This is a genomic window from Desulfovermiculus halophilus DSM 18834 (assembly GCF_000620765.1).
Classification (GTDB): domain Bacteria; phylum Desulfobacterota; class Desulfovibrionia; order Desulfovibrionales; family Desulfothermaceae; genus Desulfovermiculus; species Desulfovermiculus halophilus.
In genome coordinates this window covers 56,016-70,339 of sequence record NZ_JIAK01000019.1, presented here as the reverse complement: position 1 = coordinate 70,339, position 14,324 = coordinate 56,016, and the positions used below count along the sequence as shown (strand labels likewise).

Annotated in this window: 9 protein-coding genes and 1 pseudogene; 9 read left to right on the top strand and 1 reads right to left on the bottom strand. The window is 59.6% G+C overall.

All coding sequences use genetic code 11. The features are described 5' to 3' along the window. The coding region (locus N902_RS20180; RefSeq protein ID WP_208596305.1) for a hypothetical protein at positions 1 to 198 on the bottom strand (198 nt) is incomplete at its 3' end. A gap of 141 nt (positions 199 to 339) precedes the next feature. Here N902_RS20180 and N902_RS0110210 point away from each other — a divergent pair. From N902_RS0110210 to N902_RS0110170, 9 genes and pseudogenes are all read left to right on the top strand, one after another. Continuing rightward, positions 340 to 684 (top strand): annotated as a pseudogene (locus N902_RS0110210) (DUF116 domain-containing protein); the annotation flags it as partial. Between the two features lie 9 nt (positions 685 to 693). Beyond that, positions 694 to 1,992 (top strand): RsmB/NOP family class I SAM-dependent RNA methyltransferase, encoded by a 1,299-nt coding sequence (locus tag N902_RS0110205; protein ID WP_027370855.1) that lies wholly within the window; start codon positions 694 to 696, stop codon positions 1,990 to 1,992. 109 nt (positions 1,993 to 2,101) lie between these two features. Further along, complete coding sequence (mltF, locus tag N902_RS17390; protein ID WP_208596304.1) at positions 2,102 to 3,583, top strand: membrane-bound lytic murein transglycosylase MltF; 1,482 nt, start codon at positions 2,102 to 2,104, stop codon at positions 3,581 to 3,583. A 172-nt stretch (positions 3,584 to 3,755) separates the two neighbouring features. Continuing rightward, positions 3,756 to 5,510 (top strand): autotransporter assembly complex protein TamA, encoded by a 1,755-nt coding sequence (locus N902_RS0110195; protein ID WP_027370854.1) that lies wholly within the window; start codon positions 3,756 to 3,758, stop codon positions 5,508 to 5,510. 28 nt (positions 5,511 to 5,538) lie between these two features. Then, complete coding sequence (locus N902_RS0110190; protein WP_027370853.1) at positions 5,539 to 9,471, top strand: translocation/assembly module TamB domain-containing protein; 3,933 nt, start codon at positions 5,539 to 5,541, stop codon at positions 9,469 to 9,471. A gap of 448 nt (positions 9,472 to 9,919) precedes the next feature. Beyond that, positions 9,920 to 11,089, top strand: a complete 1,170-nt coding sequence (metK, locus tag N902_RS0110185) for a methionine adenosyltransferase (protein ID WP_027370852.1) — start codon at positions 9,920 to 9,922, stop codon at positions 11,087 to 11,089. A 130-nt stretch (positions 11,090 to 11,219) separates the two neighbouring features. Further along, positions 11,220 to 12,146: a carbohydrate kinase family protein gene (locus N902_RS0110180; protein WP_027370851.1), complete on the top strand. Its 927-nt coding sequence runs from the start codon at positions 11,220 to 11,222 to the stop codon at positions 12,144 to 12,146. A gap of 27 nt (positions 12,147 to 12,173) precedes the next feature. After that, on the top strand, positions 12,174 to 13,010 hold the full coding sequence (locus N902_RS0110175) for a methyltransferase domain-containing protein (RefSeq protein WP_027370850.1): 837 nt from the start codon (positions 12,174 to 12,176) through the stop codon (positions 13,008 to 13,010). A gap of 60 nt (positions 13,011 to 13,070) precedes the next feature. Then, positions 13,071 to 14,150, top strand: a complete 1,080-nt coding sequence (locus N902_RS0110170; protein ID WP_027370849.1) for a uroporphyrinogen decarboxylase/cobalamine-independent methonine synthase family protein — start codon at positions 13,071 to 13,073, stop codon at positions 14,148 to 14,150. Positions 14,151 to 14,324 lie beyond the last annotated feature (174 nt).

Here is a 14,324-nt window from a genome sequence, read left to right as displayed (position 1 = left end):
GTCATGGTAAAAATCTTTTCCAAAGAAAGAGACTGCGAAAAGTGTAAAAAATATATCTTTTGCTGCAAAACCCTTAGCTTTACGTATTCGACATCTGTTCAAAATCGTCGCTATATTAAATGAGGAGAAGAAATGGTCAATGCGATTGGCCTTGCACTCATCAACTTGACCCTCATGGATAAAATCTTTAGCCTGCATTTGGATCCTTTCTCCTTTTTTGTGTTTTTGTTGCGTCGTAACGACATTATACACAAAGAGAAAGGATCCTTCAATAAAAAATATCTCAAAACATCAATTAGTTGAAGGCAGCAAGGAATCTATCTTTAGCCCCGAAAGTTGAACCGTTTGACCTATAACATTCACAACTGCCGGCGTTGCGGGGAATGCCCGATTGCCGGACTTTTGGCCCTCAGCGAAGAATTCGGCATCCATCTGGCCATTGCCACCGGCGGGACCATTGCCAGACGGATCGTGGTCCAAAGCCGTCCCCGGCTCATTCTGGCCGTGGCCTGTGAACGGGATCTGGCCTCCGGCATCCAGGACACCTACCCGCTGCCAGTTTTCGGCATCCTCAACCAGCGGCCCAACGGCCCCTGTCTGGACACCAATGTGGATCTGAGCCAGGTCAGGTACTGGCTGCTCTATTTCCTCTGCACCCGCTCAACAAATGGCGAAGCGAGCTGATTACACGCTATGTCCAGCTCCAAATCCCCTTCTCCCCGCAGATTGGCCTTACAGGTCATCGAAACAACCCTCAGAGGCGATGAGCTGCAGGCCGCGCTGAATGCCTGCCTGACCTCACGGCCGGTGTCCGATCCGGATCGCCACCTGGTTACCCAGCTGGCCTACGGGTATTTCCGCTATAAGCTCAGACTGGAGCATATCCTGGGCTCTTTCTTGACCCGCAACCAGGATTCCCTGCCCAGGCAGGTCACCACGGCCATTTGCCTGGGGATCTATGAGATCTGTTTTCTGGACCGGGTTCCGGAGTATGCCACTGTCCATTGGTATGTCCAGCAGATCAAGAAAGGCTTTTCATCCAAGCTGGGCGGGCTGGCCAATGCAGTCCTGCGTCGTGTCTGCCGCGAAAAAAACGAACTCATCGGCCGGGAGTTCTACGCCCGGGACAACCCGGACTGGTCGACATTCCTGGGCCGCTACTACGCCTGTCCGGCCTGGATGGTCGGCCTGTGCCTGCAGGCCTTTAGTGCCGAGCATGCAGAGGCCGTCCTGGCATCCAGCCTGGCTCCGCCCCCGGTTGGTCTGCGTTTTAACCCCTGGGTTCCGGGATGGTCTGAACTGTACAGCCGATTGGCCGCCCAGGAATCTGTGATTGCCTGTACCTCTCGCGGCTTGGCCCAAAGATCCGTTGCGGACCGGGAGATTCGCGGCCATGAAAAACAGGGCCTGATTACCCGGCAGAGCCTGGCCGCCCAGATTGCTTTGGACCAGGAACATCCCCGGGGCTGGTCCCGGCCCGTCTGGGACGCATGCGCCGGAAGAGGTCTGAAGACCGGCCACCTGCTGGAATCAGGATGCACCGGCCTGTGGGCCAGCGATGTCCATACCCATAAGGTCGCCGCCTGCCGTCGGGAGCTGGCCAGGCTTCACCTCCCCGAAATCCCCCTCTGTGCCGCCGACGCCGCCAAACCGCCGTGGGGAAGGCGTCCGCAGACCATTCTTCTCGATGTGCCCTGCTCCGGACTCGGCGTGCTCAGCCGGAGGCCGGACATCAAAGCCAAAAGAGCGCCCCGGGATCTGGACAACCTGATCCGTCTTCAGACCCGCCTGCTCACTTCCTGCCTGACCGTCCTGCCCCGGGGGGGACGCCTTGTGTATATCAGCTGCACCATAAACCCTGAGGAAAACGACGGTCTGATCCGCACAGTGCTGGAGCAAAATCCGGGCCTGGGTCGGATGATCAGCATGCATCCTCCGAATCCGGCCACCCCGTTTGGGGAGTATTTCTTTTCCGCCTCCATCGCGGTCTGATCCGGCCCTCTCCCCTCCTGTAGCTGCTTAGCTTTACATAATCAACGTTTTCAGGCAGTAATAGAGGCGAAACTGGACTGCATCCCCGACTGCAACGAGGAGACCATGTTTGCGATTGCATCCACCGGCTTTGCAGGCCGCGCCTTCAGCTCCTTTCCCCGAGCCGCTCGTCGTGCTTGTGTTCTGTGTTTTGGTCCTGACTGTCCTACCCTCCTGTGAGGACAGAGGGCTTCTGCATGCCCAGTGGCGGCCCACCCAGCTTGGCCGCCTGAACACCCTGCAGAAGATCCTGATCAACGAGCAGCTGACCATCCTGACCCAGAACAACGCCAACTCCTATTACATCTATCGGGAAAGCCCCATGGGCTTTGAGTACGATCTGGCCCGGGCCTTTGCCAGCCGACTCGGTGTCGACCTGCGTGTGTCCACCCCGTCCTGGAGCAGGCTCATCCCGTCCCTGCAGCGGGAGGCTGGAGATATTATTGCCGCCGGGATGACCATTACTGAACAAAGAAAAAAGAAAATAGCCTTTTCAGTTCCCTATATGAACGTGCAGCAAATGGTCATCGCCCACAAGGATCGAGCCGGACTCCAGGATCTGGATGATCTGGCCGGCCTGACCATTCATATCCGCAGGCACACTTCCTATCAGCGCAGGCTGCAGGAACTGCGGGAGCAAGGGGTGGAGCTGAATATCAAGGTGCATGACAACGTGCCCACCGAGGAGTTCATCCGCCTGGTGGCGAACAAGGATATCCAACTGACTGTGGCCGACTCTAATATCGCTCAGCTCAATCGCCGCTATTATCCGGACGTCCGCATGGCCTTTCCCATCTCCGAAAAACAGAGCCTGGGCTGGGGTGTCCGCCAGACGGATCACACCCTGCGCAAGGCCATAAACGATTTTTTGGCCTCGGCCCAGGAAGACGGGACCTTTGCCCGCATTTATCAGCGCTATTACGCCTCGGCCTCGATTTTTGACTACGTGGATGTGAAGAAATTTCATCAGCGCATTGAGACCAGACTTCCCAAATATGAATCCACGATCAAAAAAGAGGCCAGCGAATACGGATTCGACTGGCGGCTGATCGCTGCCGTTATCTATCAGGAGTCGCACTTCGATCCCCATGCCACCAGCTATACCGGGGTGCAGGGCCTGATGCAGGTCACCCAGGACACCGCCAGGGAAATGGGCATTTCCAACCGCTTGCATCCGCAGCAGAGCATCCACGCCGGGGTCAAGTACCTCTTTCGGCAATACAAGCGCTTCGATCATATCCTAGAGCATGAGCAGCGCATCCGGTTCGCCCTGGCCAGCTACAACATAGGCTACGGCCATGTCCGCGATGCGCAGCGCCTGGCCCGAAAGCAGGGGCTGGAACCCAATGCCTGGTCCTCGATGCAAAAAACACTTCCCTTGCTCCGCAAGCCGAAGTATTATTCCCAGACCAGGTACGGGTACGCTCGCGGCACGGAACCGGTCCGTTATGTGAAGCGTATTTTTTCCTATTATGATATCCTGCGCCAAAAGGCGGACACGGCGCCCACGGCTCATCTGGAAGCAATGTCCGCGAATCTAAGTTCCGACTGATTGTGTTCCCCCTGTTCCCTCCTGGAGCTCCGATGGTGATCCTCATATCCATCTCTGACCGGATCAGTCCCCCTCGGCCGTTGTCTGGCGGCCGGCCCTCCAGGCCCTTTGCCCCTGAAGGGATTCTACTCTCCCGGCCCGGCACTGTCCTGATCTTCTGTGGCGTTTTTTTTTGCTCTTTGCCTGCCTGCCCCCCGTCATGGCCGCGGACCTCAAGGTCCAGTATTCGGTTGAGCTGAAGAATCCGGAAGACTCTCCGTTTATTGCCCAAGTCCGCCAGGTCTCCCGCACTGTTCAAAAGCAGGACGATCCACCGGCCACAACCGGACTGTTGCGCCGCAGGATCAATGCCGACCTGCCCCGGATGAGGGATGTGCTCAAGGCCCAAGGGGATTTCGACGCCCGGATTGAGGCCCGGTTAGAATCCAAAACGTCCGGTCAGCCGGTGCAGGTTGTCTTTCAGGTCCATCCCGGTCCAATGTATACGGTCCACACCGTGCACATTACAGGCAAGCATCAGGAGCTTTCCGAAAAAATCCGCCTGCCGGACCGAGCCGAACTGGGCTTGGACCGACAAGCCCCGGCCAAGGCCGATGCGATCCGCAGCGCCAGATCGGCCATCCTGTCTGCGCTTCATTCCCAAGGGTATATCTTGGGCTCTGCCCAGCCTCCGCAGGTTCACCTGAACTCGAAACAAAAGACAGTGGACCTGGTCTATGTCCTCTCCCCCGGTCCCCTTGCCAGCTTCGGACCGCTCAGCATCCAGGGCCTTGAACAGGTCGATGCGGACTATGTCCGGGACAAGATCCCCTGGAGCCGGGGCGAGCGATATGACCCGGAGCAGGTCAGGGATCTGCAGAACTCCCTGATCCAGACCGGGCTTTTCAATCTGGCCCGGGTGGAGCACGCCGACCACGTCGACGAGCAGGGGCAGCTGCCCATGACCCTGCAGGTCAATGAAGTGGATCACAAGCAGATCCGGTTTCGACTGGGCTACGAGACGGACACCGGGCCCCAGGGATCGGCTTCCTGGGAGCACAAAAATCTCTGGGGCCGGGGCCGCAATCTCTTGTTCAGCCTGGAAGTTTCACCGCTTAGGCAGGAACTGCTCGGGGAGTACACCCAGGAGAACTTTACTCCCTGGGATCTGGATCTCGTGCTCCAGAGCGCGATCTTTCGGGAGGACATCCAGGCCTACACCAGTACCGGGGGCAGGGCCTCGGCCCACCTGGAGCGCCAGATTCACCCACATTTGCGCCTGGGGGGCGGATTGGGCTACAAAGGAAGCCGGGTTGAAGATTCCCAAGAGGAGCAGACCTACCACCAGTTCTCCGTTCCCGCCTTTGCCACCTGGGACAGCCGGGACGATCCGCTGGACCCGGCACAAGGCAGCACTCATAGCCTGCACCTGACGCCCATGTTTGCCCCCTTCGGAGACACCTTCTCCATGTTTAAATCCAGTCTGGGCTCCCGCTGGTATTTCGACCTCCTGCCGGAATCCGGGCGGGCCGTCCTGGCCCTGCGGGGAAAGGTGGGGATCATCAATGCATCCAGCACCTCAGAGATCCCTGCAGATGAGCGCTGGTATGCCGGCGGAGGGGGCTCAGTCCGGGGCTATCCCTATCACGAGCTGGGACCGTATGAAGACGGAGACCCTTACGGGGGCAGGTCCCTGCTGGAGACCTCGGCCGAGCTTCGCTGGAAGTGGACTGAGAGCATCGGAAGCGCCGCCTTTGTGGACGCCGGAAACGCCTATGAATCCACCGTGCCTGATCCCGGAGACAAGCTGTACTGGGGGGCCGGCTGCGGACTGCGCTACTACACTGGCATCGGACCTCTGCGCCTGGACATTGCCTTCCCCCTGACCTCTCACCAGCACATTGACGACACCTACCATCTGTACATAAGCCTGGGACAGGCCTTTTAGCTCCCCATCAACAGCCCGTGCATCAAATATGAAGATCACTGCATTGCCCTGGAATAAGCTGCTCATCCTGGCCCTGGCCCTGCCTTTGGCCCTGTTGCTGATTCTGTTCACGGCCCTGCAGACCTCACCGGTCAAGGACTTCATCACCCGCACAGTGAACACCCTCGATCCAGGCGGGCTGAATGTAGAAATCAAAAATCTCCACGGCCTGCTCCCCTTTCAGATCAGGGTGGACCGGCTGACCTGCTCAGATGCCAGGGGCGAGTTTATAGATATACACCGCCTGAAGCTGGACCTGCGGCCCTGGAGCCTGAGCCAAGGGGGCCCGGGCATCGATCTGCTCAGTGTTCAAAAGTGTTCCTTCACCCGCCTGCCGGAGATCCCCCCCGGGCAGGACCAGGTCCCAGAGCAAAGTGAAACAGAAGCAGGGGGCCACTTCTCATCCCCGGTTCCCCTGTATGTCCGCAAGCTCGTTGTGGACCGCCTGTCCCTGGGCCAAGAACTCCTCGGCCAAAGAGCCGAGCTCTCAATGGATATACAGGCTGCGGCCCAGTCCGCATCCGATTGGGATCTTAACTGCTCTGTGCAAGAGCTGGACACACCTGGGCTGATGCTTCAGGCAGCAGCCGGGATGCACGGACAGGATTCCCGGCTGGAGCTGGACCTGAGCTTTCAAGACCGGCCCGATGGTCTGGCTCTGGGCCGCCTCGGGCTGCCCATCTCCGAGCCTCTCAGAGTGGATGTCCGCGGATCAGGTCCGCTTGCTAACTGGTCTGGCACGGTGGGCATGAACCTGGCGGAGACCTCCCTTGCCGCTGCCCAGCTGGACCTGAACCTGGGCCGGAAACGATTTGAGGTTACCGCCGGAGCCGAAATCTTTCCCACCCCACTTCTCCCCCCCGGTCTGTCCCCGCTCGCACCGGAGCTGGACCGGATTGATCTCCAGCTCCACGCCGAGGCCGACCAGAGCCTGAGCCGGATTGAGCTGAGCAGGCTGCGCCTTTCGTCCCGGCTGGCCCGGATCGATCTCCAGGGCCGATCAGACCTTAAGGCCCGCACTGCGGACGTCTCAGGATCAGTCCGCCTGCCGGATCTGGCATCCTTCCAGCCCTTGCTCCCCATGCCACTGACCGGTGCGGCCAGCCTGGACCTCGGCGTAAGCGGCGGTTTTTCCCGGCCGGATCTGGCCCTTGATCTCAGGCTCACAGAGCTTACGGGCCTTCCCCACCCGGCCGGAAAACTGATCGGACCGGAGCTGACCATGCATTCCGACCTCGGCCTGCAGGCCGGCAACCGGCTCAGCCTGGACTCCCTGCGCATCTCTGGCCAGCAGATCGGCTTCACTGCCCGGGGGGCCCTGGGACTTGCAGACCAGAACCTGACGGCTGCATGGCGGCTCCAGGGGCCGGACCTGGCTGCCCTGGACCTGGGGGATATCGCCGGGGAGGTCACCGCAGCCGGCCAGCTCAACGGCACGGTGCGCGACGCGGCCGCAGATATATCCGTCCAGGTGGATAATCTCACCGGCAGCGGCTTACGCCCCAGCCGGCTAAAGGCCGGTTTCGCGGGCCAGATACGTCCCCAGCTCCCGGAAGTGGACGGAGATTTTGACCTCAAACTGTCCCGGAACACAGACAGGCTGCATCTTCGCTCCGGCATCCGTTTTGCCGGCGGGGTTATGCACCTGGATGACCTCGACCTGGATGGCCCCCAAAGCACTCTTCGGGCCTCAGCCGAGCTGGACACCAAGGCCCGGGAACTGCTCGCCGATCTGCGCTTGCGGGTTAAACAGGCCGCAGCCCTGCAGTCCTTTTTCCAGGTTCCGGTTCAGGGGGGGCTTTCCCTCTCCGCTTCCCTGAACGGGCCATGGACTGAACCCAGACTCTCCGCATCCGGACGGATCACGGATCTTGAGGCTGCCGGGGCCCGGGTGGCCGCCCTTGATTTCCGGGCCGAACTGGAGGACCCCAAGACCCTCGCAGGCAGCATGACCCTTCGGGGAGAACGGATCGCCTTCGGGACCAACCGGGTGCACAACCTGAACCTCACGGCGAAGGGCAGCCAGGGCCTGGCCACAGGCAGACTGGAAATGAACGGCTCTCTGGGGGAGGACCTGGAGCTGGTCAACACCTTCCGCTTACGCCGGGAAGAAGACACCCTGCTGGTTGCCTTGCCCCAGGGTGAAGGCAGATATGGTGATCTCCCCTTTTCCTGGGTCCAGGCCGTGCAGGCGGAAGTCCATACAGCCGGCGGCAGTCTTTCCTGGCCTGAGCTGCGGCTTGGGCCGGGGACGATCCGGCTCACGGCTCAGACCGAAGATACCGCGGTGCAGGGATCTCTCCGGGCCCAGGGGCTGGACTTGAGCCTGCTCCCCCTGCCTCCCGGCTTTGGCCTGGTCGGGAATGCCAATTTCCAAGCCCGGGTATCTGGCTCTCTTGCTGAACCCCGGATACGCTATGATCTCAAGATAGCAGAGCTTTATTCAAAGCTGGGCCAGGCCGAAGACCGGCCGGGCATGCAGATTCAGGCCGACGGTTCTGTGGCCTCAAAGCACCTCTCGACCCGGATTGCGATCCAGGGAGGGGAGGACCTGGACCTGCACGCCGACCTGGACCTGCCGCTGGCCCTCTCTTTGCAGCCGGCAGGCTTTCGCCTTGGCAACAGCCTGAGCGCAGATCTCCAGGGCCGCATAGACCTAGGCCTGCTGTCCACCTTTCTTCCCATGGAGGGCCAGGACCTGGCCGGGATTGTCACCCTTGACCTGCGGGCCTCGGGCAATCTGCCCCAGCCGCCGGTGGAGGGCAGCATAGAGCTCACAAAGGGCCGCTTGGAGAACTACTCCTCCGGAACCCTGCTTCAGGATCTGCGGGCCGCCGTACAGCTCAGCGGCTATCAGGCCAGCCTGAAGCGGCTGGAAGCAACAGACGGCGAAGACGGCACCATCCGGGCCTCTGGGACATGCGACTTTGCCCCGGACACCGATCTCGCCTACAGCCTGCAGACAGAGTTCTCCCAGGCTGAGTTGGTCCGGATGGATACGGCCACGGCGGGGATCAGCGGAAATCTCGGACTGAGCGGAACCACAGCAGGGGCCGATATTCAGGGCGACATCAAGCTCTTCCCGGTGGATATCGGCATCCCCAACCCGGCCCCGGCCGGTCTGGAAGGCTTGACCATTGTCCGGGAGGGCGAAAAAAGACAGGAACAAAAGCAAACTCAGGACAAAGCCCCTCCGTCCTTTGCCCAGAACACATCCCTGGACATCCGCGTGGACATCCCCGGTGGATGCTACGTCCGGGGCCGGGGGCTGGACTCGGAATGGAACGGGGAGCTCCGCATCCAGGGAGCAGCCTCTGAGCCTCAGATCTCCGGGTTTGTGCAGGTCATGCGCGGACATCTGGACCTGTTGACCAAACGATTCAGCCTGGATGAGGGACGGATCACCTTCTTGTCCCGGTTCCCGCCGCAGCCTGAACTCAAGCTGGTGGCCAGCACCCAGGTCAACGACCTCCTGGCCAAGGTGAACATCTCCGGGCAGGCCACGGAGCCAAGCATCGAGCTGAGCTCCGAACCCGCCTTGCCTCGAGACGAGATCCTGGCCCGGATCCTCTTCAACCGAAACTTAAGCCAAATAACCCCCTTGCAGGCGGTCAAGCTGGCCTGGGCCGTCCGCACCCTGACCAGCGGCGGGAGCGGAGGATTCATGACCAGTCTGCGGAAAAACATGGGTCTGGATGAGCTGAGCATCGAGTCCGGGTCCAATGATCCCGACTCCCAAGGGGTCACCGTGGGAGCCGGGAAGTATCTGACCGAGGACATCTATTTTAAGGTGGAAAAGGGCATGGAAGACGATGCCGGCCGGGTGACGGTGGACATTCAGCTGACTCCCCGCATCTCTTTTGAAAGCCGGGCCGGATCGGATCACCAGGGATTGTACATAACCTGGTCCTATACGTATTGACCCGAGCCGAGAACGGCATATCAATATAAATTGATATTTGCATATCTTTTTCTTGACATTGCTTTCCGCTGTCTGTACAGTGCCTTCACATTCAGGTTGATTTTGAAGGGCTTTGGGCCCTGGCAGACTCTTCTGGGCTGTGTCTGCACCCTATCGTGGGGCCAGAAGGAGAGCAGGCAGCAGGACAGGCTGGCTCAAACCCAGCCACCCCAACCTGGATCCAGCACGAACACACGAAGTATAGAGCCCTCAGCCTTCGCCCCATCTCAAGCCGGCCTATGCACCCCGGCTTTAGAGCCTCACTCTCCCCCGGCGGCAAAGGGATGCTGCCAGCCCAGATCTCGTTGCTGATGTCATGGACGGCCCATCTGGCCATGCATACTCTCTCGGGCACGGCTTCACCAGCCTGAGCGCCCGAAAAACAAACGTCTAACTGAAGGAGCACACGATGTTTGGAACCCCTGGAAAATACATGTTCACTTCCGAATCAGTAACTGAAGGCCATCCAGACAAGGTGGCGGATAAGATCTCCGACTCCATCCTGGACAACCTCATTGTTCAAGACCCCCAATCCCGGGTCGCCTGCGAGACCCTGGTTACCACCGGCCTGGTCTTTGTGGCCGGGGAAATCACCTCCAACGGATTTGCCGACTTTCCCCAGATTGCCAGAAACACAGTCAAGGAAATCGGCTACGACAGCTCGGACATGGGCTTCGACTGGGAGACATGCGCCGTTATCTCCTCCATTGACAAGCAGTCCGCAGACATCGCCCAGGGCGTGGACCGCAAGAGCCCCGAGGAACAGGGTGCCGGGGACCAGGGCATGATGTTCGGCTACGCCTGCAAGGAAACCGAACCGTTGATGCCCGCCCCCATTCACTATGCCCACAAGCTCAGTCGCCGGCTGACCTATACCCGCAAGAAGGGGATCCTGGACTTTCTGCGTCCGGACGGCAAAACGCAGGTGGCCATGGAGTATGAAAACGGCAGGCCGGTGCGCATCGACAATGTGGTTGTCTCTTCCCAGCACGACGACAAGGTCTCCTATGAGGACCTGAAGGAAGGAATCAAGCGGGAAGTGATCCTCAAGACCCTGCCCGAGGACCTGATCGACGACAAGCTGCGCATCTTCATCAACCCCACCGGCCGCTTCGTTGTCGGCGGACCCCTTGGGGACTGCGGGGTCACCGGGCGGAAGATCATCCAGGATACATACGGCGGCATGGGCGGCCACGGCGGCGGTGCCTTCTCCGGCAAGGACCCGTCCAAGGTGGACCGTTCCGCGGCCTACATGGCCCGCTATGTGGCCAAGAATGTCGTGGCCGCTGATCTGGCCGAGATCTGCGAGGTGCAGCTGGCCTATGCCATCGGCATGGCCGACCCGGTTTCTGTCCTGGTCACCGCCCGGGGCACCGGCGAAGTGGACGACACCACACTGACCAACGCAGTGCGGGAAGTCTTCGACCTCAGGCCCTACTACATTCTGGAGCGGCTGAACCTGAAGCGGCCCATTTACAAGGACACCTCCTGCTACGGTCACTTCGGCCGGGAAAACCCCAACTTCTCCTGGGAGCAGACCGACGCAACCAAGGACCTGCGCACAGCCTGCAAGGTCTAGGCAGCTAAGGCCCAGCCGCACAGCCCAGCAAGGACAGCGCCGCCGAGATCACGGGCGGCGCTGTCCCTTTTGACTTCTGGGCTCAGAGCATGACCCCGATTAACCTGCACCCCAACATGGGAAGAGACCTATGAGCATATATATTTCCGGCTCCTTGGCCTATGACCGGATCATGAATTTTCCGGACAAATTCTCCAACCATATCCTGCCCGACAAGCTCCACATCTTAAATGTCTGTTTCCTGGTCAATGACCTGGAGGAGCGCTTCGGGGGCACAGCCGGGAATATCGCCTATTCCCTGGCCCTGTTGGATGAGGAGGCCACTATTTTAGCCACCGCCGGCAGCGACTTCGAGCGCTACCAGAAATGGCTGACCAAGCATGGAATACGCCAGGACGGGATCCAGGTGGTCCAAGATTCGCCGACCGCCAGTGCCTATATCACTACTGATCATTCCGACAACCAGATCACGGCCTTTAATCCCGGGGCCATGAACGTGTCCACCAACGGGCAGTTCACTGAATTCAACACCCGATCCGGGTTGGCCATCGTTTCCCCCGGAAACCTGGAAGACATGCAGAAATACCCGGAAATCTACCGGGAAAAGGGCATCCCCTTCATCTTCGACCCGGGGCAGAACATCCCGGCCTTTTCCGGTGCCCAGCTCACATCCATGATCCAGGGCTCCCGGATCCTGATCGCCAACGACTATGAGCTGAGCCTGATCATGGAAGCCACCGGCCTGGACAAGAACGGCCTGCTCGATCTGTGCTCAGCCATTGTCACCACCCTGGGTGAAGAAGGATGCATTGTCACCGACCGAAACTCGGAGCAGCGGATCCCAGCAGTCAAGGTCAAGGACGCCCAGGATCCCACCGGTTGCGGGGACGCCTTCCGCTCCGGGCTGATCAAGGGCCTGCGCACGGACAAGGACCTTCCAGAGGCAGCAAAGCTAGGGGCCACCTGCGCCAGCTTCTGCGTCGAGCACAAGGGCACCCAGGAACATCGGTTTACCGTGGATCAGTTCTGGGATCGATACGCCTCCGCCTACAAGTAGGGAGGCCAAGAGAGGAGGAAACCCGCTATGAGCGATACATCAAAAGCCGTGGAAACAGCCAGGGAATACTACAACAGTCACGATGCAGATATATTCTACGCAACCATTTGGGGAGGCGAGGACCTGCACATAGGCACCTACCGTCTGCCTGAAGACAGCATTTTCGACGCCAGCCGGCGGACGGTGCAGAAAATGGCTGCCTTGGCCTCCTACCTGAATGACAAGTCCACGATCCTGGATCTGGGGGCCGGAATTGGCGGCAGCGTCAGATATTTGAGCAAGACCTACGGATGCAGGTCGGTGGCCTTGAACTTGAGCGAGGTGGAAAACGAGCGGCATCGAAAGATGAACGCGGAGCAGGGTGTCGACGACCTGATTGAAGTCATCGACGGCAACTTTGAATCCATCCCCAAGCCGGATGCCTCCTTTGATCTAATCTGGTCTCAGGATGCCATCCTGCACAGCGGGGACCGCAGGCAGGTCCTGTCCGAGGCCGGCCGGGTTCTAAAACCCGGAGGGGAGATGATCTTCACCGACCCCATGCAGACCGAGGACTGCTACCAGCAGTTTCTGGACCCCATCCTGAAGCGCATCTTCCTGGAATCCCTGGCAACTCCCAGCTTCTACTGCCAAACCGCAGAAGAGGTTGGTCTGGAGGTCCTCGGCTACGAAAACCAGCCCCAGCAGCTGGTCAACCACTACGCCAAGGTCTTGGAAGAGACCACGGCCAGGGAACAGGAGCTCAAAGCCAACGGGGTCAGCGACGGCTATATCCAGCACATGAAGGAAGGTCTGAAGAACTGGGTCCTCGGGGGCACCTATGCCCATCTCACCTGGGGCATCTTCCATTTCCGCAAGAAATAGCGCAACCCACGACTCATCTGTATTCCATGCCCTGGAATGAGAGATAAGAGGTGATATCCCATGAATCAGACAGCATTTTTGCCCTTCTGCCGTCCCCTGCTTATCGGCAGCATCCCTTTGGAGGATCACCGCGAGGCAACTGAGCTCATCCTGGACGCTACACCGGACATCCCCATCTGGGCCCAGCTCCCCGTCTACAGCCAGGAGGGGATGATGGCCCAATTCCTGCCGGGGATGCCCGGGCACACAACGTCCGAAGAGCGGGAGTACGTGGATACCTCCTCGGAATCCTTTGAATCCGAGCTGGTCTCCTTCTACGAAGAGTACATGGCGGTGACTGAGGGCGGACAGTCCCTGGACCAGACCCGCTTTGTCCTCGACGATGCACGGGCCAAGGGTTTTTCCACCCTGATCCGGATGCTCAGGGACTCCGGTCCGGAGCTCTTTGCGGTCAAGGGACAGATAACTGGTCCGATTACCTTTGCCACCGGAGTCAAGGATCAGGACAAGCGGGCTGTTTTCTACGACGATCAGCTCCGGGACGCTGCGGTCAAGCTCTTGGCCATGAAGGCAGCTTGGCAGGTGGAACACTTGCGCCAGTTCAACGTCCCGGTGATCCTCTTTCTGGATGAACCGGCCCTGGCCGGATTCGGCTCCTCTGAGTTCATCAGCATCTCCAAGCAGGACGTCCTGGACAGCCTGAATGAAATCATCGATCAGATCCATCAGCGCAACGGGCTGGCCGGGGTCCATGTCTGCGCCAACGCCGACTGGTCCGTGATCCTGGATTCCAAGGCCGACATCTTAAGCTTCGATGCCTATACCTATTTCGACAAGCTGGCCATCTTCAGTCAGGACCTGACCAGATTCCTGGACCGGGGCGGCATCATCGCCTGGGGAATCGTCCCCACCCTGGAGCCGGAAAACATCGACCGAGAGACCGCCCAGTCCCTGCTTTCTCAGCTTCAATCCAAGATTGACCACTTGGTGGAACTGGGCATAGACCGCAGCAAGCTGTTGGCCCAATCCCTGATCACCCCCAGCTGTGGAACCGGGTCACTGTCGGCTGAGCACGCCCAAAAGGTGCTCACCCTGACCAAAGAGGTCTCCCGGGCCCTGCGCCAAGAGCTGCAGGCCTGAGGATTCTTCCCGGAATTCATGACCCATCCGGCCCTCCCGCGCTCCCGGCGGGAGGGCCGGATGGAAGTATGGGAGCGCAATGCAAAGAACATTTCGCACCCATAGAGTAAATCCACAGACCACGTCGAAGACCCCAATAACGTTCAGGACTGTCGTGTGCTGAACTGAGCCCCC

Coding starts and splice junctions, on each gene's coding strand:
- N902_RS0110205 (WP_027370855.1), top strand. CDS start 694: ATGTCCAGCTCCAAATCCCCTTCTCCCCGCAGATTGGCCTTACAGGTC.
- N902_RS0110190 (WP_027370853.1), top strand. CDS start 5,539: ATGAAGATCACTGCATTGCCCTGGAATAAGCTGCTCATCCTGGCCCTG.
- metK (WP_027370852.1), top strand. CDS start 9,920: ATGTTTGGAACCCCTGGAAAATACATGTTCACTTCCGAATCAGTAACT.
- N902_RS0110180 (WP_027370851.1), top strand. CDS start 11,220: ATGAGCATATATATTTCCGGCTCCTTGGCCTATGACCGGATCATGAAT.
- N902_RS0110175 (WP_027370850.1), top strand. CDS start 12,174: ATGAGCGATACATCAAAAGCCGTGGAAACAGCCAGGGAATACTACAAC.
- N902_RS0110170 (WP_027370849.1), top strand. CDS start 13,071: ATGAATCAGACAGCATTTTTGCCCTTCTGCCGTCCCCTGCTTATCGGC.